This window comes from Erysipelothrix sp. strain 2 (EsS2-7-Brazil) (assembly GCF_016617655.1).
Taxonomy (GTDB): Bacteria; Bacillota_I; Bacilli_A; order Erysipelotrichales; family Erysipelotrichaceae; genus Erysipelothrix; species Erysipelothrix piscisicarius.
This window is the reverse complement of sequence record NZ_SCFT01000002.1, coordinates 112817-132414: the sequence shown is the minus strand read 5'-3', so window position 1 is coordinate 132414 and position 19598 is coordinate 112817. Positions and strand designations below refer to the sequence as shown.

Sequence of the window (19598 nt, the reverse complement as noted above, 5' to 3'; positions counted from 1 at the left end):
GGGTGATAATATGAAATATGTGATCAGTATTGTAGAAGATGAAAAAGATTTAAATGAGCTTGTCAAAAGTTATTTAGAAAACGCTGGTTATGAAGTCCGCTCTTATTATACATATGATGAAGCAAATGCTCATGTCCAAGATGATGATGTTCATCTTTGGATTTTGGATATTATGCTTGATGATAAGAGTGGTTTTGACTTGATTGAACGGATAAAAATGCACTCACCTGCAACACCTGTAATCTTTATGTCTGCGCGAGATAAAGAGTTTGATCGAATCATTGGTTTGGAAAAGGGAAGTGATGACTACATTACAAAACCTTTTTCGCCCAAGGAATTGGTATTGCGTGTTAATAACATTATTAAACGTTCTTATAATCAAGATCTTCAAACCGAAGTTGATGGTTATGTCATTGATGAGAAACAACGTAAAGCGAGCAAAGATGGCTATGAACTTGAACTTACAACAAAAGAGTTTGATCTCCTGATGCTTTTCGTCAAAAATAGAGGTGTCGCCTTTACACGTGAACAAATTCTTGTTCATGTATGGGAAACCAATTATTTTGGGTCAGATCGAGTTGTTGATGATACCTTAAGACGTCTTCGAAAAAAAATGCCTGGTCTTAATATACAAACAATATACGGATTTGGATATCGTCTTGGATGATGAGAAATATTCGTGAGTTTATTAGAAAGCTATCGTTAACACAGCAATTAATTGCAATTGTTGTTTTTACGTTTGCTTTCTTTTTAGTATTCTTTTTTGGAGCGTTATCACTGAATATCGATAAGTTTGTGGATAAGCAAATGTATGACTTAATTCATCGAACGCAACAGAATGTTATTTATAACTATAAACGGGGCTTAGATGATGTCGATTTATATGGAGCTAATGACCCAAACATTATCCATGTTATTCGTAACAAAGATGGCAGTATCAAATCAAATGGTTTAAGTTTGATTAATGTCGATTTACTCAAACAAGTTAAAATTCAAATGGATGCAGTTGAGTTGGAACAGAGCATCAACTATCGTTTTAAGGATAGTAGCCTCTATACAATTACAAACATCCCTGATAAACAAGCTAGCATTGCGACACTAATTTCTCGAAATTACCAAAATGAGTTTAAATCGTTATTACTTAATAACGTAATTAATATGATTTTGATTATCATCGGTGTTGTATTTTTACTGTTACTTGTATGGGTAAGTTATATTATCCATCCTTTAAATCAAATTCGTGCGTACATCGAAAAAATCAAACGTAATGAGGATGCGGAATTGAATATTGAGCGTCATGATGAAATCGGAGAATTGGCAGATGTTCTCGTCGAAATGAATGAAGAGTTAAAGCGGCAAGAACGTGTAAAAGAAGAGATGATTCAAAATATATCTCACGATCTTAAAACACCGATAGCAACAATTAAATCATACAGTGAAGCGATTAAAGACGGCGTGTATCCTTACGAAACACTTGAAAAATCAGTGGATGTTATTATTCAACATGCTGACCGGTTAGAGAAAAAAGTCTATAATCTATTAATGTTGAATCGGATGGATTATATGACCCACGAACAAATTGATCAGGATAGTAATGTTGAACTGCGAGAAACAATGGAATCTGTAATCGTTTCTTCAAGTCAAATAAGACCAGAAATTGACTTAATTTTAAATGCAGAAGAACAGAATGTGTTTTTTGGAACGGAAGAACCATGGCGTGTTGTGGTAGAAAATCTTCTTGATAATGCATTACGTTACGCAGAAACCAAAATTGTGATTACATTAAAGAATGATTATTTATCCGTATACAATGATGGTTCGACCATTAATGAAAACCGAACAGAACAAATTTTTAATGCTTATGAAAAGGGAGAGGGAGGTCAATTTGGACTGGGGCTCTCTATTGTAAATAAAGTAGCGACAAATTATGGTTATGTCGTTAGTGCTTCAAACGTCGATGAAGGCGTAGTTTTTGAAATTAGAAAGGCAGGAATTTAAATGAAACAAAAAATTGATTCACGTATTGCTGTACTGATTGATGCAGAGAACGTTCCATATGCTAATATTGGCGGTGTATTAAGAGAAGTTGCACGTTATGGTACGCCAACCGTTAAAAGAATATACGGAGACTGGACGAAACAAACAGCTTCAGGTTGGAAAAGCCACTTATTGGAACATGCAATTACACCAATCCAACAATACTCCTATACAACAGGTAAAAATTCATCCGATTCCGCGATGATTATTGACGCGATGGATATTTTGTATGAAGGAAATGTTGAATCCTTTTGCATTGTCTCTTCTGATAGCGATTTTACTCGTTTAGCGGTGCGTTTAAGAGAAGCGGGCAAGTATGTTATCGGTATTGGCGAACAGAAGACACCAAGCGCTTTTATTGCTTCATGCGATAAATTCATTTATATAGAAATTATTGACTTGGTTGAAACGGAGCGTGTTGATTCTAAAACTAAACTTTCAGTTGATAAGAAAAATAAATTACATCAACTGATTGCTTCATCAGTAAATGATCTCGCAGATGATAATGGTTTTGTTTTTATGGGGGATTTAGGGAATTTAATTATGAAAAAGCAACCGGATTTTGATCCTCGGAATTATGGTTATTACCAACTAACCCCGCTCATCAAAGCACTTGGACAATTTGACATCGACGAAAGAAGGATTCCAAATAGTAATGTTAAACATGTGTACATCCGAAACAAATAGTTTATAATATAAGTGAAAAGAGGATTTGTATGCATAAGAAATTAGTTTTAGCGAGTCAATCACCAAGAAGACGTGAATTAGTAACGAAACTTGGGGTGGCTTTTAATGTTGTTTCACCAACCAGTGATGAGACCCTTGATTTATCACTTACAGTTGAGGAGCAAATTGAAAGAATATCTGAAGAGAAAGCATTAAGTGTGTTTGAAAACTATCAAGATTGTGTTGTTTTAGGATCGGATACCGTCGTTGTGTTCAATGGAGAAGTCCTAGGAAAACCCAAAAATGAAGAAGACGCAAAAAATACATTAATGAAATTATCCGGATCAAAACATGACGTCATTACAGGTGTATGTCTTGTTTCATCAGAATGCAAACGTGTATTCTCAGTAAAAACTGAAGTTGAATTCTTTGAACTAACAGAAGCAGAAATTGATGCTTATGTTGCTACTAAAGAACCTTTAGATAAAGCTGGCAGTTACAGTATACAAGGGTTTGGTTCTGTATTTGTGAAGTCAATTATTGGAGATTTCTATTCGGTAATGGGACTTCCAATATCTCAAGTAAATCAAGAGTTAATCCACAACGAGTGGTAAAAAAACGAAGAAATTCGTTTTTTTTTATGCATTTTATATCAAAAATTATAACTTTTATACCATATTTAACCTAAATTTCAATAAACTAAGGTATTGTTAGGAAGTAATAACTATTGGTAGCAAAACTATCATGCCTTTCAAATGAAGGAATAGAAGGTGCGTGGGGCATCTTTTATTTACAATAAAAATAGCGATTCATTCGTTATTTTTTTTTACGCATTTGCATATTTTGCTCAATATGTCATGATATACATAGAGAATGAAAGTAGAAGGTATTAATGTGGATTACGAAATAAAAGAATTGGATTATGAGGCGTTCATTCCCATCTACAACAATTTTATGATCAACGATTTCCCAGATGATGAATTGAGATCGTTACACAGTATTAAACGGATGTTTAAAGACGGACGTTACTCCGTTTTAGTCATGGTTGAAGATGAACGTGTACTCGCTTATGCAAACTTTATTACGGATGAAGATGAACGCGTTGCACTTTTAGATTATTATGCTGTTACCCAAGCAAGACGAGGACAAGGAATCGGTACGTTGTTCTTACAGAAAATACGGGAGACACTTGATGTGGACGGGTTACTCATTGAGAGTGAAAGACCGGATAAAGCGGAAACAGAGGATGATCGTATTATTCGAATGAAGCGTATTGATTTTTATGAACAAAATGATTCGGTCGTAACAGAGTATACATGGGAAGCTTATGGTGTTATCTATAATCTTCTTTATCTACCCATTGCGAAAGATGTGGATGCGGTTGATGTTGGCTTCAAAATTAAGGAAATGTATGGTTTTACATTACCCAAGGCATTGTTAGAAAAGTATACCAAGTTGTATGTAGAATAAATAAAAAATCTCGACGAAATCGAGATTTTTTATTTATTTCTTCGTATTTTATAGAGTGCCTTCGCTACAGGAATCGTAATGATTGTGGATACAAACGCTTCTGGAATCCCGTTAATAATGATAACACTAAGGATTGCTTTTGTAACTGCAATACCTTCAATACCACGCGCAGATCCGTAGGCATCTTTAAAGAGAAGATAGATGAGCCCCATTACGAATATTGTATTGGTCATGGAACCAAGGAATCCAGCAAGACCTAAACGTACTGAATCGTTTTTAATGACACGACTTTCCACAATATAGTAAGGAATAACACCGACTAAAATACGAGGGAAAAGTGCAATGACAAGGGCTAAGGGACTTCCCGATGTTGTACCAATAACAGGAACAAGTGGTGAAAATGCGAATGATAGAATGGATGGGCTAAGGGTGTTGTTGATCATTGAGTTTATCCCAAAGATTAAACCCAATCCTGCACCCGCCGTTGGCCCAAGGATAATTGAACCGATAATGACAGGGATATGTACAATTGTTGCTTTTATAAAGCCGAGATGAATAAACCCAAGGGGTGTCATTGATAGTAGGATGATAATCGCGGCAAAAAGCGTAAAGAGTGTATAATTGAGCGTTTTCTTTTTAGCTTTCATAATTGTTTCCTTTTTGTATCCACCATGAGAGGAGGCCTTGTAGTAGTAAGTCGGGTTCGAAATGCCAAGATCCATTACATAACGGTAAGATTGCCTTTGAATTGCCACCGGTTACGACAAAGGTTGTACTTGGATAATCTTCAGATATAAGCGCACGGTAGTTTTTTAATATGGAGGCAGTACCATATAATGCACCTGATAATATATTCTGTTCTGTATTGAGACCAAGGTAATGAGGTGTATCATTAAGATTAATGGTCGGAAGAAGTCCAGTTTTTTCACCCAGAACGCTTAAACCCAGGCGTACCCCAGGCATAATAGCGCCACCTTTAAATTGATTCTCAGAGAGCACATTAACGGTCGTGGCTGTTCCTAAATCAAAAACAGCAATGTCGTTGCCATAAAGTTCTTTAGCACCATACAATGCGAGGATACGGTCCATACCCAGTTTTCCATCGGGATAAAGGGAGAAGTCCATTCCAAAATCATCGCTGTGTTCTAGAACTTTCGCATTCAGTTTGAAATAGGAATCCATAGAACTTTTAATTAATTGAGTTTTATCAGGTCTTACGGATGCGATAATACAAACATTAATCTTTTGATGTCTATTTTGCATTTCAAAATACTTTAAGAAATCATTTTGGGTTTGGTAAGCATGAGTCGGAATGGTAAATTGATCTGATAATTCATATTCACCAAATCCAAATGCGGTATTAGTATTCCCAATATTAATCACACAAATCATGCGGAAACTCCTTGAAATAAAGCATCAACATGATCGAGAATTGTGTCAATTTCGGCAAGCGCTCCTTTTCCTTGATCGCCACATGCAAGTACTGAACTTCTTGGCTCAATTTCAACCCAACCTCGTTTTTCCAAAAGTTCTAAGTTATCTTGTGTTGCTTCGTTTTCATACATATAAGTATTCATAGCGGGTGCAATGAGTTTCGGAATACCATGTACGGCTAGCGTTGTTGTTGATAACATATCATCGGCAATGCCATGAGCGATTTTCGCGATAATATTTGCGGTAGCTGGTGCAATTAAAAGAAGATCTGCAGACTTTACAAGGTCAATATGCATGATTTTATTTGGATCACCCTCACTTAATACATCATAATGAACAAGATTTTTAGTGAGTGACTGGAACGTTAAAGGGGTAATAAAAGCTTGTGCAGAATGGGTCATAATAACGTGGACTGTATATCCGCGTTTTGTCAGCTCGTTGGCTAAATCTGCAGATTTATACGCGGAAATACTTCCACTAACACCTAATATAATTGTTTTCATATTGACTCCTGACTCTGTGTGTAGAGTAATTGTACGAGTGAAGACGCAATGGCTTCCTTGGTATGCGCTTGGTGAATCAAGCCGGTTTTATCAATAAAGTACGCTATGTGTTCGCTGTGATGAATATCCTCTAACCGATTCGCAACAACAAGGTCGCTTCCAGCCTGGTTTATTTGAGATTCGGCTGCGATTTTTAAGGATTCTAAGTTTGTATTGGATAATAATTTAAAGCCGACCAAAAAAACATCGGGTTGTTTTAGTTTAAGTTGATTTATGACCTTCGGTGTTTGTTTCAAGGTCAGTACCAGGTTTTTATTGGAAGAAGATATCTTCGCACTCATGGGTTCTTTTGAATCCAATAAAACTTGTCTAATATCTTCTTTTGTTGGTTGTGGATTCTGTTGCAAGAATTCAAAAACATTGGATGTCATGCGATCAAGAGACGTAATTGCATCCACTTCATAATCACTTATAGCCATAGCATGAATCATTACATCAAAAGAAACGGTATCAAAGAGGTGTGTAAGCACTCTAGAAACGGAGGCTACCGTATCCACTTCAAATTGTCGACACGACAGGGTAGGAAGGGCACTGCCTCGTGCATAGACATAATAAACATTTGCCCCTGCTTCGATGAATGCATCCGCAATTTTGCTTCCTAAACGACCCGTTGAGGTATTGGTGATGCGACGAACCGTATCGATGGGTTCAGAAGTTCCACCAGAAGTAATACATACATTAAAATTCGTTTTCATAAGAGACATCCTTTGCTAAAATCATGGCCCGAAGTTGTTTAAATTGTTCATCAACATTTGCTTCGGTAAGCCCTCCTAAAAGGGAATACACACTTAACCCTTCAATCATAAACATCATATGGTCGCGGAGCGCGTCGATATTGGGGCTTACAACATAATTTTGTTTAACCCCTAAAGACAACATCTCCTCAAGTGTGTTACGAATGCTATCCACTTGAGCCTCACGAAATGCAAAATCTGCTTCAGATCGATGCGTAAAGTTGTATTCATACATGGCTCGTAATAAACTCTCGCTCATATTGAGAAGACGTTTCTTCTGCGTTAGAAAATAAGCGTCCAACAATTCCAAAAAATCAACATTTTGATGAACAGAGTCGCGAATCCCTTCGAATTTACGACGTTCTCGGGATAAGACAACATCTTTAAATATTTCTTCGACAGAGCTAAAATAAAGATAAATTCCTCCACGACTAATCTCACATTCTTCGATAATATCTTTCATCGTAACGCCAGCATACCCTTTACGGCAAAACACAAGGCGTGCTTTCTCGAGAATCAGTTCATATTTTGCCTTTCGCATTGCTTCATTTGAAACACGAGTCATCGAAACACCTCACTTAATGACACCAGTGTCATTTTTCTAAGCTTATTTTATGACACTGATGTCATTAAGTCAAGCGCAAATAAAAAAAGCCATCAAAATGGCTTCGTCTCACAACACAATGTAATGACTTGATCGGCTTCATCAAGAATTTTGAATCCAAGGTTTTGAAATAAGCGTAAAGAAAACGTATTGTGGTTTCTAACCTGTGCAAAGATTTCGGGGATACCTAATACAGTTGCTCGAAATAACAATCCTTCGACCGCAGCAGTTCCAATATGTTGGTTTTGATATTTTGGATCGATGATAATCTTAATTTGATTTCGAATAAGGGCGATACTACCACATTGATGGAAGGTATCCCCATGAAGAATTTCTATATAGTAAAGCTCACCATTCTCAGCAAGATTTGCATAATACGATTCGACTTCTTGATCCGAAAAAATCATACGATCGCCGCGAAGCGCAAACATCAAATCTTCGTTTTCCATCCATGATCGTGCTTCATCGGACAAAACATCAAATTTCACAAGATGTAAGGATTCTGATAAGTGTATAAAAGCTGGTTGATTCTTTGTATTCATAGTTACCCCTCCTTTAAGACAGTTTATCATGTGTCCCCTTCGAACTTGGTGAATGTTTATGGAAAATTCCCAAGCGCGTGTGTCTTTACATAAACGATTAGGTATTGTATATTTGTTTTACTTTAAAGGAGGATACGATGAATACAATTATAGGACTTGGTATTGTACTTGAAGCCTCAGATAAAACAATTGGACAAATTGAGAATATCATGGATCTTGTGGATAGTTATAAAACTAAAATGGAAATAACACATCCGAAAGAAGGGGATTATCACGATTGGATTACCGAAACTGTGGATGGAAATATCTATTCCACAATCGAAAAACTTGCCTATCGAACATCCTATGCTGATATTGAATTTAGAATTGGCGATACAGATGTGGAAGCGCGCATGAGCATCACGAATGAAACAGATGCATTGGTCGTGAAATTTGATATTGCGGAAGAACACATTCTACCGGAAAAGAGTGTAGAGCATTTAGAATCTGCGACACAATTAATAACACAAATTTTTGAGATTATTGATCGCAATGTCGAATATGAGTACTTATTCTGTGATAATGAAGCGGAATACCTCTATTCAAAAGAACGCCTCTTAGAAGTGGGTCATCAACCCTATGCGCTCTTCAAAATGAATGATCGCAATACAGTGTATGCACAATGGTATCTTGATGGTTTTACATTGAGAGGATCCCATTAAAGAATCAAAACCAGGTCTTTAGACCTGGTTTTTTTATAAAATAACTAGATTTTCATGTAAGCGATATGCGCTTGAACCAAATCGATTTCTAAAATAACCAATAAAGCAAGCACATTTAAGGAAGAAATTTATTTAAGCCGCTACAAATCACATCCGTTTTACGGTTTTTATCTCAAGATGGACAAGAAAAGGGCAGTATTTAAGGTGTAAAAGAAGTATGCTTAGTACTGTTTGGGAGGCGATGTCCATGGAAGAAACTAAAAAAATTAAGAGAAGAATCTTTTTAAGTGTTTTTGTATTAATCGTTGCATGCGCATGTCTATATTTCTTAGTAACATTTGAAGCGAGTGCAAGCCCTCAAGAATTTCCGCTTGAGAGTGGAAACTACATTGTGGGAACGGATCTCGAGCCAGGAGAATATATGCTTCTGACAGATCAAGAAGGGTATTTTGAAATAAGAAATCAAAATGCGACTCAAATTAAGAGTAATGATAATTTTAAAGGAAACTCAATTATCACGTTAAAGGAAAACGAAACAATTGAAGTATCAAAAGCACGTTTATATCCTTATGCCACATCACCGAAACTTAACCCACAGGCCGATGGCATGTATAAGATTGGTGAGCATTTAGAAGCGGGAACGTATAAACTACAAACTGAATTAAGTGGTTATTATGAAATCACAACAACATCCAATCACAATGTGGATGATATACTTGAAAATAATAATTTTACGGATCCAGTTACGATATATGTTAAGGATGGAGAGTATCTAAAGCTTAATTCAGCCTCAATTCTTGAACGTCCATCCTCATAAAATGAATAAAAAGCACTTACTGGAGACGGAATCGCCAATAAGTGCTTTGTTTTAATTAAAATGGTGCCGCCACCGAGAATCGAACTCGGAACTGAGCATTACCATTGCTCTATTTTGCCATTGAACTATGGCGGCATTGCATTACTATAATACTCAATGTAATTCAAAAAATCAAATACTATTTCAAATAAACTTCAAGGAAATATTTTTTAGTTAAGAATTCCCGTTATTTAGTAATGCTTTACTAATTTTTAGAAGTAACTTTTACTGATGAAAGCGTTATAACTGTGGTACAATGTTAAAAAATAGGAGGCAAGTATGAAGGATTTAACTTTAGTAATATTAGCTGCTGGAATGGGAAGCCGTTACGGTGGATTAAAACAAATTGACAAATTCGGAAAAAGTGGAGAGGCAATCATTGATTTTTCAATCTATGATGCAATTCAAGCAGGATTTAATAAACTTGTATTAATTATTCGTGAAGAGCATGAAGCAATTTTTGAAGCAGAACTTGTTGGGAAAATTCGTCCATTTATTAATGTGGAATATGCTTTCCAAAGCACAAGTGATGTTCCTGAGTGGTTTGAAGGGGTTGAAGGCCGTGAAAAACCTTGGGGAACAACACATGCGCTGCTTGCTGCACGGAACCATGTATCGGGACCTTTTATGATTATTAATGCAGATGACTACTACGGAAAAGCTGCTTTTGTGGAAATGGCACGATTCTTAAATGAAGAAGTTACAGATCAACAAGCTGCAATGATGGGATACATTGTGGACAATACGATTACTGATAATGGAACAGTAACGCGTGGGGTCTGTAAAAATGTAGAAGGTTTCTTAACGGATATTGTGGAAACAGATGGCATTAAGCGTACAGATAAAGGGGTTGTTGGTGGACCTGATGAAACCCTGATTCCTGATGGAACACAAGTTTCAATGAACTTCTGGGGCTTTACACCGGCAATCTTTGATCTAATGGAAACAAAATTTGAAACATTCTTAAAAGAAGATGTTGCGAAAAACCCTATGAAATCAGAAGCATTACTCCCTAATGATGTGGGATCTTTAATCCATGATGGTAAATTATCGGTTAAGATTTTAGATACACCCGATCGTTGGTTCGGTGTAACCTATCAAGAAGATAAACCAATGGTTCTTGCGCAGTTTGCGAAGTTCCAAGAAGATGGTACATACCCGGAAAAACTTTGGGATAAATAATTTACAAAAGGCTACGAATTATCGTAGCTTTTTTTTATGGCTTTATCGATACACGGTGGCATTAATTGAAAAGCTGTCGTATTATAGAAACATAAAGGTAGGTTATTGTTATGTATGAATCAAATTTTCAATTTTATCCAATCACAATGGATGAAAAACCACACAGTGTTCGTGTGGATCTTAATGCCCTTGTTATTGAACCGGATTATCCCCATCTCTATGTTGTTAGAAAGCCGTATAACGGGCGAGACAACGGATTTCCTACGGAGTTAGCTTTTGATACCCTAAATGAATTTGAAACTGCTGTCACAGATTTCTTAAGCCCTATGGATGTTCAGTTAATTGGAGCGATAACTGGAAATGATGTTTGTGACTATTTCTTTGTTTCAAAAGCGTGTATAAGTCTTGAATCCATCCTTAAAGAACGCTTCCCCCAAGAAGTCATGGGTGTCATTGTTCGTGAACATGATGATTTTGAAATCTACAAAAGTGTTCTATTCCCCAACGAATATCAATTAGCGATGATCTACAATCAAAATCTTTGTTTGAACCTTGAACGCGAAGGAGAACGATTTGAAGTAGAACGGGATGTCGAAGTGTTAACGGTGTTTGAACGACAAGAAGATGCACAACTATTCAGTCAACACTTTGAACAATTTGCACATACCCAAACCATCGAGCCAAGGGAAGATGGTTTGATTCAAACCCGAATGATTGCTTCAATTGTTCCAACATTACCCACTATGAATGGTATTTCACAACACATCGTATCCCTCACGAATCAATATAACGGATCATACGAAGGTTGGTATTGCAACGTTCACAAATAAAAAAAGGATTGAAATCGGCACCATTACCGAATTCAATCCTTTTTATTTTTTTAATCGAAAAGAGACTAAGCTTGATCTTTAATTGCTTGTTCTTTAAGAATTAACTTACGGTTCCAAACCATAAGAACCGCTGAGATAGCACCGGCAATTGCAACACCGATCCATTTATACTCAACAAGTTTTACCATCATAAATGGTAACCATGAACTACCATAATCAATACTTGAAATCAATGCAGAACCGCCTGGGATTGCAAAGTTGGCTGCTTTTGCAGCTTCAGTAAAGATTGGAGCAATATTTGTACCAATTAAAAGACCAATCGATACGGTAAAGATTCCAACGATCAGTGTACGGAAGAAGTCTCCACCACAAAGAGGTGCAATTAAAACAAACATAAATGGTAAACCAGCAAGACTTGCGAACGGCAAGAATTGGTTACCTGGAATGATAAAGGCAAGAATAATTGTGATGGGAACCATTACAAGTGAAATGGTAAGGGTAACAGGGTTACCAACACCGACTGCTGAATCAAGTCCAATAAGAAGGTTTGAGTTTTCTCCATATTTCTTTTGGATTTTAGCTTGAACTGCTTCACTAATGGGCATTAAACCTTCCATAAGAATTGCGGACATTTTTGGTGTTAAGACTAAAACAGCCGCCATCACGATTGCAAGGTTTGTAATCCCTTTGAAATCATAACCGGCAACAAGACCTAATAAAATCCCAACAACAGTACCAAGGATTGCAGGATCACCAAACATACCAAATTTTTTCTGGAATGCTTTTTCATCAAGTTTAATTTTATTAATACCTGGAATTTTATCAATAATTGCATTTAAAACATAAGCGATGGGTGCAAAAGATGCGGTAAATGCATGTGGAATTGAAATACCGGGTAACCCAAGTTGTTTTTCAACAAGTGGTGCGGTACGGTCTCCAATAACCATGATAATCACCATATTAAAGGCTGCCATTAATAGACTCACAATTAAATCATTGGTAATCATAAAAACAAGAGAACCTGTAAAGGCAAAATGCCAGAAGTTCCAAATATCAACGTTAACCGTTTTTGTTGTTTTTGTTGATAACATAAGAATGTTAACCAAAATCCCAACAGGGATAATTAATACCCCAACAGCAGAACCGAATGCAATAGCACTTGCTGCAGGCCAACCAACATCAAGAACCGTTAAGTTTAGACCAAAATTCGCAACCATCTGTTTTGCAGCAGGTTCCAAATTCTTTGTAAGTAATTCAATAACGATATTTAATCCAATAAAACCAATACCAACCATTAATCCTGATTTAAATGCTTTACTAAACTTAACCCCGAGCGCTAACGCAAAGATGGTAAAGATGATCGGCATCATTACAGCAGGACCAAGGTCAACAATAAAATTTAAAATTGACATGACTATGCTACTCCTTTAGTTAAAATATCTAAGATTTCCTGATTCGTTTTTCCTTGTAATAATTGATTTAAGAAATCGTCATCGGAAAATGTCCCCATAAGTTTACTTAAAATTTGCACTTGTTCTTCTTTGTTTTTCACAAGTAAGAAAAAGAACAGTTTTACATTGAGATCATTATCCGTAACCATTTCTTTATATGCGATTGCTTCAGATACACGTACAAAGGCAATCCCTGGTTTATGAATGTATGTTGAATCGACATGAGGGATTGCAACGCTGCATACAGGGGCTGCAAGTCCTGTTGGATAGGTAGCTTCGCGTTCCTTTAGTGCACCTAAATAAGCTTCATTAACGTATCCAAGATCGAGAAGATGTTGATTCATCACATCAAACAATTCATCTTGCGATGATACGTCTAAATCTAAAAATACTAAATCTTCATTAAACACTGTCATCACCACGTTTTCTATAAGCCGAGAATTTCAATAACGTTATCAATGGTTGCTTGAGCACCCATTCCCGTTAAAAGGGATAGCCCTGATACAACAGGAATTCCATAACCTTCTCCACCTTGAGCTGTAGTTACGATTACATCTTGATCCGATGCAATGGATGGCAATTCAGCAAGTGAAGTTTGAATAAATTTAACGTGGTCAAGAAGCCCTTTTGCTTCGAGTCCTGCTTTAAGTTTTGATGTGGCAACAGTACTTGTTGCGATACCAGAGCCGCATGCTACAATAATAGTTTTCATAAAATACCTTTCCTACTCAGTAAAGAGTGATTTCAAATAAGAAATATTCTTATTTTTAATAATGTTTGACACTTTGTATTGATGGTCGATTTCCGTATAGAGTTCTGCGAATAAGTCGGAATATTGGGTGCGATGGTCTTGATCAATGAGAATCATGAGAATAAGTTGAACGTGATCATATTTCCACGGGATGGGTTTATCGAGAACACATGCCACAATGGAGGGTCGGTATACAGAACCTTCGATATTGTGAGGGATACAAACAAGGTTACCGACCTCAGTAGAACCAAGCGCTTCGCGTTCTAGAATCGATTCTTGACACGCTTTATCGATATAGCCAAGGGTGAGGGCTTTTTGGCTCATCATTTCAAGAAGTTCTTGAGGTGATTGCGCATCAGGATTAACTAAAAAAAGTTTCTCGTCGAATAAATCTGCGACAGAATGAGTGTTTGTGGGTTCGCCTTTGATATATCGCTTAATATGTGCGATATCCTGGTCGGTAACAATTGCGGAAACTACAACTGTAGGAACCCCTAAATTACGATCGATGTGGACCGTAGAAATAAGCAAATCCACATCATCCATATCGTGTTTATCAAGTTGATAAAGAGCACTTACTTTTTTAATTTCAAGTGCCTCTTTAAATTGAGACTCTAATTTCGCTTTCAGAAGCATTGCAGTCCCGACTCCTGTCGTGCATACAACAATTGCGCGTGTTGTTTCACTTTTTTCGTCGTGCCGGGCGCGTTCGCGAGCACCACAGAAATGAAGGGCGAGGAACCCAATTTCATCTAAGTTAAAGGCTACTGCGTTTGTTTTTAAAAAATGAAAGGCAAGAACTTTCGCAATTTGAATTTCAAAAGGATAATTCTTCTCGATATCATCCAATAATTCGTTACGGATTGAAAGTCCAAGTTCAATGCGTTTGAGCGCACTTTCGAGGTGAGTCATCAAGCCTTGTTTTAGAATCTCATCGTTACGGAAATCACTACCATAAATCCGATAAATGTCATCGAGGGCTTCATTGAGGATCTGTAAATTGCGATGGGACTCAGAATTGACATTATCAACATCTGTATGGAGTTTTTTTTGAGAACTTAAATGGATATAAATATTAATGATTTCACTCTTCGGAATTTTAATGGCTAATGCCTCTTCCAGCATCACCGCTAACGCTTCGGCACATAAATAAGCTTTTGAATCCGTTTGAATTGATGTGGTTGTATTGCTTAAACCCAGCTTACCTTGTTCAATACGTGTCAAAGCAATTTCAATGTGAATCGAAAGATTTTTAAATCCAATATCTGTGAGATGGAGTTGATACTCTTGAATGCATGTCACAATAATGCGCTCAATGATATCCATGCGAGGGGTATTTTGTCCGATAATACGATTCATGTCAATGGTAGATTTTTCCATGACAAGGTAATCATTGATGAGACGACGAATGCTGTTTTCATCACCGGTTAGGACCAACCCTCGCTTATAGTCATTTTCCAGGAAAATATGATATTCCCTTAGAATCCGTCTTACACTAACAAGATCTCTTTTGAGTGTTGATAAACTTATAAATAAATTATCAGCAAGTGCTTCTAATGTAAAATAAGTACTGTTCAAAGTTCCGTTCGCAATTTTACGAATAATCCATTCAACCCGAGATTGTCTTACATTCGGTAATACGTTATTATCGAACTCATCATTATAGAAATAGGTTTTCCACATTTCGTTTTTGTATGAGTCATCGATCAGATAACCTTTACCGCGTAACGAGGTGATGGCCATGTTGCTTTTTTTAAGGATGTGATCGATTGCCTGAACTTCCCGTTGAACCGTTTTGCTCGATATATTCAGTTCAGTTGCAATATCATCACTTGTAATTGCATCATGTGCATTGATTATCAACAACAGAATACTACTTTGTCTTTGTGTTAATTCCATCAACATCACCTCTCACACATAGTTTACTTTATTCTATATAGTGTGCAGTTCGTGTTTGTCCTTTGTCAACGGACATGCTTAGGGTGAGAAGTCTGTTGGGAAGCGACAGGGTAAAAAGCGAGTTGATAAGAATTTGGGAAGGCATATGCTATAATGACCAAAGAACATTAAGTGGAGGAACGTTGTGAAGTTATTGATTGAAAAGTATAAGATGAGTATATTTGTGGTGTTAAATTTACTCTTAACCATTGGAATGAATTTGGGGCATCCTGTAACACCGACTCTTTTAAAATCGATGGATTTACCACCGCATGTTTTTGGCTTGTCGTTTGCGGCGATGTGTCTTACAAATTTTATTTTTGCTCTTGTGTGGTCGAATGTCGCAAATGGGATGAAAAAGACACGTATTTTAATGATATCCTCGATTGGTTATGCGATTGCTCAATTGCTTTTTGGGTATGCGTTAAATCGCTATAGTATTTATTTTGCGAGACTTTTAAGTGGTATTTTCGCTGGAGGATTCCAAGTAGGTCTTATGAGTTATGTAGTGAATGAAGCACCAGAAGAACGCCAATCTCATTACATAACAATCTCATCGATTATAGTCAGTGTAGGGGCAGCACTTGGATTCTTTATTGGTGGGTATCTTGGTGATTTTTCTGTGCGACTCACGTTTGTGATTCAAGCGGTATTTCAAATTGTACTAGGTGTTTTATTTTATTTTATTTTAGGACGATATGAGAAAATCGAAGAAAAGATGGAATGGTCCATGATTCGCAACTCCAATCCTTTAAAGGTCCTTCAGTCATCGCGTCATTTAATGAAAGATGTGGTTTTGATTTTATTGATTGTAACGTTCACATCATCCGTTGGAACAACTTTGTTTGACCAAAGTTTTAATTATTATATAAAAGATATTTTCAACTTTGTACCCAGCCAAAATGGAATTATTAAAGCCATTACCGGATTGTTTGCGGTTGTGTTGAATGTTATTTTAATTCGACGTCGCAATCGTAAAAAACAAGCGGTTGAGTTGGGTCTTTTAAAAACCGTGTTTATTGCGATGGGAACGCTCGCTATGATTGTAAGTTTTAGCCAGACATCAAAACCCTTTGTTGGTTTTGCGTTAGCGTGGTTTGGTATGTACACAGTGATGATTCCTATTCTTCAAAATTCAGTAATCTCAAACAAACGCAGTGTTGAGGAAGGGAACCAACTGGCAGGCCTCTATAATTCATTATTAATGCTCGGAAAAATTTTCGGGGCATTACTTACGAGTCTGGTTTATACGATTTCGCCGTCATCAACTTTTCTCTTTGCTGGCTTTATCTTTATTCTGTCATTTATCGTTTTACTCAAACCCGAAAAAAGCATCGCGAAATAATAAGAGACATCGTTACACAAACGATGTCTCTTATTACATTATGGAAACAAGGAACCCGCCTCGATTTATAATGTAGGAATTAAAGGAGGATTGAATATGAAAAAAATTGCGATCATTGGTGGTGGGAATGGTGCTCACGCAGCCGCCGCTGATTTAACACTCAAAGGGTACTCGGTTATTTTAATCGAAGATGCGCGGTTTAAACATAATATGCAAACGGTCTTTGATTCACTCCAAATTCATGTGACCGGTGTCGTGGAAGGCACCGCAACCCTGACATCCGTAACAACAGACTTACAAAAGGGTGTTGCGGACGCAGAGATTATTCTTGTTGCCGTGCCAGCCTTTGCCCACAAAGATTATGCATACCGCCTTGCACCATGCTTGCAAGAAGGGCAGATCGTTTTTATTGTTCCAGGGACATTTGGGAGTCTGATATTTAAGAAGGCAATGAATGATGTAGGCAATCATGCCAATATTGTATTTGCGGAATCACATACACTTCCTTATGCTACACGAATCATTGAGCCAGGTCATGTGATGATTATGAGTCGCTTCGATCCACTTAAAGTTGGTGTCTTACCAGCAAAAGAAACAATGCGCGTCTGTCAGATATTATCGGAACTTTATGATGGCATTCAACCTGTGGAAAGTATTGTTGCTTGTGGATTAAACAGCTTAAATCCTATTATCCATGTTCCAGGATGTATCCTTAATGCAGGACGGATTGAAAAGGCCCGTGGGGATTTTTACTTTTACACAGAAGGATTTACTTCTTGTGTTGTGCGTACTACTGAAGGGCTGGATCAAGAACGGATCCGTCTTCTTGAAGCTTTTGAATACAATTTTGAAACGGTAAATAAAGGGGTAGGTGGTCCGGATGCATCGGATGATCTTCATCAAGTAATTTCAGAGAATCCGAGTTTTGCTTCCATTAAAGGTCCTGCTGATGTGAAGGGAAGATATTATTCGGAAGATATTCCCTTTGGACTCGCAACGTGGGCCAAATTAGCACAGCACATTCATGTGGAAACTTCGATAATGAACAGTCTTGTGACATTGGGTTCATCCATATTAAGGAAAGATTGTTGGACAATGGGGCCAAGCATGGCAGATTTAGGGATTCAAAACATGAGTATTCAAGAAATCAAACGTTTCATAGAATAAAAAGAGCTCAGTACTAAAGTACTGAACTCTTTTTATTTGAATAGTGAACCAATAATATTTCCACCGGCAATAAATGTGCCGATTGAACTAAAGAGTGATGTAATTACAAAAATTAGTAAAATACGTAAAACTTTGTTCTTAAACCACATTTTCGGTTGGGTTGCATGCGTGGATAAGGCATCAAAATCTTCGAATGTTGGTGGACGTTGATATGCTTCCATAAGACCTGCAAACATACCGACGCCTAAAACGGGTGAGAGTGTCCCAATCCATGCGGTAAGGGCTGTTGTGAGAATTGTAAGCGGGTGTGCTAGGCAAATGATTGCACCAAGGGTTGCAAGGCCACCGCTTAATGCAAACCACACCAAAAGATCGTTAAGAGCCATGTGTGGATTTTTAAGCGTGAGCGCAACCAGTAATAAAATAATTATTCCCGGTACGATCCAACCTGATAAATTCAATTTTTTCTTTGCGGGGATTTGATTTAGTTCATAAAGCGAATGGTCTTGATCCAGTACCTCAATGATACCTTCAGTATGAGCAGCCCCTACAACAATCACAATTTCTTTTTCAGGTAATGCTTTAATTTTTTCGGCCATAAAAGCATTTCGCTCATGGAGAAGACTTTTAGAAATTGCTGGAAGTTTTTCATCCATTTCACGAACAGACTCAAACAATAAATCACTCTCTTTTAAATTCTCAACATCAACTTCTGAAACCGAATCATCTTCGAAGACACTTAAAATGAGCGTGGAAAGCAAGGATATTTTTTTTAAGAAAGTGAGATTTCCCCAAATGCGTTTAAAGGTTACTTGGACATCACGATCAATATAATGAATCGAAGCGTTAAACGTTTTAGCGCTTTCAATTGCTTGCTTCATTTCTTGACCTACAGATGTATTAAGGTCATCTGCGAGTTTTTTCTGATAGGAAGAAAGGACCAAGGTGGCAATAAAAGCACCAACTCGTTTGGTTTTAATAATCTGCTTAATATCAACTTCTTTATATTTATCAGATTCCATAAGGTTACGAGCCCGGTTATCATCCAATTCGATACAAACAGCCTGTGGCTGAACGGAAGCAATTGCTTCTTGTACATCAAGGACGGATTGCTTGGATACATGAGCGGTGGATACAAAATGCAATGTTTTATCTTTAAATTCTACTGTTTTCATAAGATACCTCGTACCATCATCATATCAAATTCTAAATGTCATCCATAGTACTTGATTTGAATTGACCGCGAAACATTAAGATTACTTAAGAATATAGTCAATGAATGATATATTTTTTTCAAAACTTGTCGATTATAATCAATTTGAGGGGT

The 19598-nt window shown here is 37.0% G+C and carries 22 protein-coding genes and 1 tRNA gene; 11 read left to right on the top strand and 12 right to left on the bottom strand.

Annotation, left to right across the window (positions count from 1 at the left end):
- The first annotated feature begins 10 nt into the window (after positions 1-10).
- From EPJ90_RS01670 to EPJ90_RS01650, 5 genes are all read left to right on the top strand, one after another.
- Positions 11-667 carry a response regulator transcription factor gene (locus EPJ90_RS01670; protein ID WP_003775921.1) on the top strand — a complete coding sequence of 219 codons (657 nt, stop codon included), beginning with the start codon at positions 11-13 and terminating at the stop codon, positions 665-667.
- Positions 664-1998, top strand: a complete 1335-nt coding sequence (locus EPJ90_RS01665) for a sensor histidine kinase (protein ID WP_200542493.1) — start codon at positions 664-666, stop codon at positions 1996-1998. The genes EPJ90_RS01670 and EPJ90_RS01665 overlap by 4 nt, the downstream gene beginning before the upstream one ends.
- Entirely contained in the window at positions 1999-2724 is a 726-nt protein-coding gene (locus tag EPJ90_RS01660; protein ID WP_125163787.1) for an NYN domain-containing protein, read from the top strand. It begins immediately after the preceding gene.
- Between the two features lie 29 nt (positions 2725-2753).
- Positions 2754-3317, top strand: a complete 564-nt coding sequence (locus tag EPJ90_RS01655; protein WP_125163786.1) for a Maf family protein — start codon at positions 2754-2756, stop codon at positions 3315-3317.
- Between the two features lie 259 nt (positions 3318-3576).
- The gene (locus EPJ90_RS01650) at positions 3577-4173 is read left to right on the top strand and encodes a GNAT family N-acetyltransferase (protein ID WP_200542492.1); all 597 of its coding nucleotides are present in this window, start codon (positions 3577-3579) and stop codon (positions 4171-4173) included.
- Positions 4174-4202: 29 nt separating this feature from the next.
- Here EPJ90_RS01650 and EPJ90_RS01645 read toward each other — a convergent pair whose 3' ends face one another.
- The 6 genes from EPJ90_RS01645 to EPJ90_RS01620 form a co-directional block, all read right to left on the bottom strand.
- Positions 4203-4820, bottom strand: coding sequence for an ECF transporter S component (locus EPJ90_RS01645; RefSeq protein ID WP_161637214.1), 618 nt, complete (start codon positions 4818-4820; stop codon positions 4203-4205).
- Positions 4810-5565: a type III pantothenate kinase gene (locus EPJ90_RS01640; protein WP_161637212.1), complete on the bottom strand. Its 756-nt coding sequence runs from the start codon at positions 5563-5565 to the stop codon at positions 4810-4812. The genes EPJ90_RS01645 and EPJ90_RS01640 overlap by 11 nt, the downstream gene beginning before the upstream one ends.
- Positions 5562-6110 carry a phosphopantothenoylcysteine decarboxylase gene (locus tag EPJ90_RS01635; RefSeq protein WP_161637211.1) on the bottom strand — a complete coding sequence of 183 codons (549 nt, stop codon included), beginning with the start codon at positions 6108-6110 and terminating at the stop codon, positions 5562-5564. Before EPJ90_RS01635 ends, EPJ90_RS01640 begins: the two co-directional genes overlap by 4 nt.
- Entirely contained in the window at positions 6107-6865 is a 759-nt protein-coding gene (locus tag EPJ90_RS01630) for a phosphopantothenoylcysteine decarboxylase (RefSeq protein ID WP_161637210.1), read from the bottom strand. Before EPJ90_RS01630 ends, EPJ90_RS01635 begins: the two co-directional genes overlap by 4 nt.
- Complete coding sequence (locus EPJ90_RS01625) at positions 6849-7469, bottom strand: TetR/AcrR family transcriptional regulator (RefSeq protein WP_200542491.1); 621 nt, start codon at positions 7467-7469, stop codon at positions 6849-6851. Before EPJ90_RS01625 ends, EPJ90_RS01630 begins: the two co-directional genes overlap by 17 nt.
- 92 nt (positions 7470-7561) lie before the next feature.
- Positions 7562-8050, bottom strand: coding sequence for a GNAT family N-acetyltransferase (locus EPJ90_RS01620; RefSeq protein WP_161637207.1), 489 nt, complete (start codon positions 8048-8050; stop codon positions 7562-7564).
- A 137-nt stretch (positions 8051-8187) separates the two neighbouring features.
- On the opposite strand from EPJ90_RS01620, the gene EPJ90_RS01615 reads away from it, so the two are divergent.
- Both EPJ90_RS01615 and EPJ90_RS01610 read left to right on the top strand, forming a co-directional pair.
- The gene (locus EPJ90_RS01615) at positions 8188-8751 is read left to right on the top strand and encodes an Imm64 family immunity protein (protein ID WP_161637205.1); all 564 of its coding nucleotides are present in this window, start codon (positions 8188-8190) and stop codon (positions 8749-8751) included.
- A 247-nt stretch (positions 8752-8998) separates the two neighbouring features.
- Positions 8999-9568: a hypothetical protein gene (locus EPJ90_RS01610; protein WP_125163777.1), complete on the top strand. Its 570-nt coding sequence runs from the start codon at positions 8999-9001 to the stop codon at positions 9566-9568.
- A 61-nt stretch (positions 9569-9629) separates the two neighbouring features.
- Here EPJ90_RS01610 and EPJ90_RS01605 read toward each other — a convergent pair.
- Positions 9630-9703, bottom strand: a tRNA-Thr gene (locus EPJ90_RS01605).
- A gap of 183 nt (positions 9704-9886) precedes the next feature.
- Between EPJ90_RS01605 and EPJ90_RS01600 the strand changes: the two genes are divergently transcribed.
- Positions 9887-10789, top strand: coding sequence for a nucleotidyltransferase family protein (locus tag EPJ90_RS01600; protein WP_161637204.1), 903 nt, complete (start codon positions 9887-9889; stop codon positions 10787-10789).
- A gap of 110 nt (positions 10790-10899) precedes the next feature.
- Positions 10900-11619, top strand: coding sequence for a DUF695 domain-containing protein (locus EPJ90_RS01595; RefSeq protein ID WP_161637202.1), 720 nt, complete (start codon positions 10900-10902; stop codon positions 11617-11619).
- Between the two features lie 65 nt (positions 11620-11684).
- On the opposite strand, the gene EPJ90_RS01590 is transcribed toward EPJ90_RS01595, so the two are convergent.
- The 4 genes from EPJ90_RS01590 to EPJ90_RS01575 are packed head-to-tail and all read right to left on the bottom strand — an operon-like array spanning position 11685 to position 15720.
- Entirely contained in the window at positions 11685-13031 is a 1347-nt protein-coding gene (locus EPJ90_RS01590; RefSeq protein ID WP_161637200.1) for a PTS galactitol transporter subunit IIC, read from the bottom strand.
- Positions 13032-13033: 2 nt separating this feature from the next.
- Positions 13034-13486 (bottom strand): PTS sugar transporter subunit IIA, encoded by a 453-nt coding sequence (locus tag EPJ90_RS01585; protein ID WP_202606003.1) that lies wholly within the window; start codon positions 13484-13486, stop codon positions 13034-13036.
- 11 nt (positions 13487-13497) lie between these two features.
- Positions 13498-13782 carry a PTS sugar transporter subunit IIB gene (locus EPJ90_RS01580; protein ID WP_161637199.1) on the bottom strand — a complete coding sequence of 95 codons (285 nt, stop codon included), beginning with the start codon at positions 13780-13782 and terminating at the stop codon, positions 13498-13500.
- A 12-nt stretch (positions 13783-13794) separates the two neighbouring features.
- The gene (locus EPJ90_RS01575) at positions 13795-15720 is read right to left on the bottom strand and encodes a BglG family transcription antiterminator (RefSeq protein ID WP_161637197.1); all 1926 of its coding nucleotides are present in this window, start codon (positions 15718-15720) and stop codon (positions 13795-13797) included.
- A gap of 184 nt (positions 15721-15904) precedes the next feature.
- Here EPJ90_RS01575 and EPJ90_RS01570 point away from each other — a divergent pair, with 184 nt between their 5' ends.
- Both EPJ90_RS01570 and EPJ90_RS01565 read left to right on the top strand, forming a co-directional pair.
- Positions 15905-17104 (top strand): MFS transporter, encoded by a 1200-nt coding sequence (locus EPJ90_RS01570; protein ID WP_161637195.1) that lies wholly within the window; start codon positions 15905-15907, stop codon positions 17102-17104.
- 96 nt (positions 17105-17200) lie between these two features.
- Positions 17201-18271, top strand: coding sequence for an NAD/NADP octopine/nopaline dehydrogenase family protein (locus EPJ90_RS01565; protein WP_200542490.1), 1071 nt, complete (start codon positions 17201-17203; stop codon positions 18269-18271).
- 32 nt (positions 18272-18303) lie between these two features.
- Here the strand turns inward: EPJ90_RS01565 and EPJ90_RS01560 are convergent, their stop codons facing one another.
- Positions 18304-19446, bottom strand: coding sequence for a TraB/GumN family protein (locus EPJ90_RS01560; protein WP_200542489.1), 1143 nt, complete (start codon positions 19444-19446; stop codon positions 18304-18306).
- Between the last annotated feature and the right edge of the window lie 152 nt (positions 19447-19598).

What these genes read in the sequence shown, in the direction of transcription:
- EPJ90_RS01635 (WP_161637211.1), bottom strand. Translation starts at nt 6,110, where the DNA reads ATGAAAACAATTATATTAGGTGTTAGTGGAAGTATTTCCGCGTATAAA.
- EPJ90_RS01660 (WP_125163787.1), top strand. Translation starts at nt 1,999, where the DNA reads ATGAAACAAAAAATTGATTCACGTATTGCTGTACTGATTGATGCAGAG.
- EPJ90_RS01615 (WP_161637205.1), top strand. Translation starts at nt 8,188, where the DNA reads ATGAATACAATTATAGGACTTGGTATTGTACTTGAAGCCTCAGATAAA.
- EPJ90_RS01610 (WP_125163777.1), top strand. Translation starts at nt 8,999, where the DNA reads ATGGAAGAAACTAAAAAAATTAAGAGAAGAATCTTTTTAAGTGTTTTT.
- EPJ90_RS01645 (WP_161637214.1), bottom strand. Translation starts at nt 4,820, where the DNA reads ATGAAAGCTAAAAAGAAAACGCTCAATTATACACTCTTTACGCTTTTT.
- EPJ90_RS01650 (WP_200542492.1), top strand. Translation starts at nt 3,577, where the DNA reads ATGAAAGTAGAAGGTATTAATGTGGATTACGAAATAAAAGAATTGGAT.
- EPJ90_RS01560 (WP_200542489.1), bottom strand. Translation starts at nt 19,446, where the DNA reads ATGAAAACAGTAGAATTTAAAGATAAAACATTGCATTTTGTATCCACC.
- EPJ90_RS01620 (WP_161637207.1), bottom strand. Translation starts at nt 8,050, where the DNA reads ATGAATACAAAGAATCAACCAGCTTTTATACACTTATCAGAATCCTTA.
- EPJ90_RS01595 (WP_161637202.1), top strand. Translation starts at nt 10,900, where the DNA reads ATGTATGAATCAAATTTTCAATTTTATCCAATCACAATGGATGAAAAA.
- EPJ90_RS01580 (WP_161637199.1), bottom strand. Translation starts at nt 13,782, where the DNA reads ATGAAAACTATTATTGTAGCATGCGGCTCTGGTATCGCAACAAGTACT.
- EPJ90_RS01640 (WP_161637212.1), bottom strand. Translation starts at nt 5,565, where the DNA reads ATGATTTGTGTGATTAATATTGGGAATACTAATACCGCATTTGGATTT.
- EPJ90_RS01585 (WP_202606003.1), bottom strand. Translation starts at nt 13,486, where the DNA reads ATGACAGTGTTTAATGAAGATTTAGTATTTTTAGATTTAGACGTATCA.
- EPJ90_RS01655 (WP_125163786.1), top strand. Translation starts at nt 2,754, where the DNA reads ATGCATAAGAAATTAGTTTTAGCGAGTCAATCACCAAGAAGACGTGAA.
- EPJ90_RS01670 (WP_003775921.1), top strand. Translation starts at nt 11, where the DNA reads ATGAAATATGTGATCAGTATTGTAGAAGATGAAAAAGATTTAAATGAG.
- EPJ90_RS01565 (WP_200542490.1), top strand. Translation starts at nt 17,201, where the DNA reads ATGAAAAAAATTGCGATCATTGGTGGTGGGAATGGTGCTCACGCAGCC.
- EPJ90_RS01590 (WP_161637200.1), bottom strand. Translation starts at nt 13,031, where the DNA reads ATGTCAATTTTAAATTTTATTGTTGACCTTGGTCCTGCTGTAATGATG.
- EPJ90_RS01630 (WP_161637210.1), bottom strand. Translation starts at nt 6,865, where the DNA reads ATGAAAACGAATTTTAATGTATGTATTACTTCTGGTGGAACTTCTGAA.
- EPJ90_RS01600 (WP_161637204.1), top strand. Translation starts at nt 9,887, where the DNA reads ATGAAGGATTTAACTTTAGTAATATTAGCTGCTGGAATGGGAAGCCGT.
- EPJ90_RS01665 (WP_200542493.1), top strand. Translation starts at nt 664, where the DNA reads ATGATGAGAAATATTCGTGAGTTTATTAGAAAGCTATCGTTAACACAG.
- EPJ90_RS01625 (WP_200542491.1), bottom strand. Translation starts at nt 7,469, where the DNA reads ATGACTCGTGTTTCAAATGAAGCAATGCGAAAGGCAAAATATGAACTG.
- EPJ90_RS01575 (WP_161637197.1), bottom strand. Translation starts at nt 15,720, where the DNA reads ATGGAATTAACACAAAGACAAAGTAGTATTCTGTTGTTGATAATCAAT.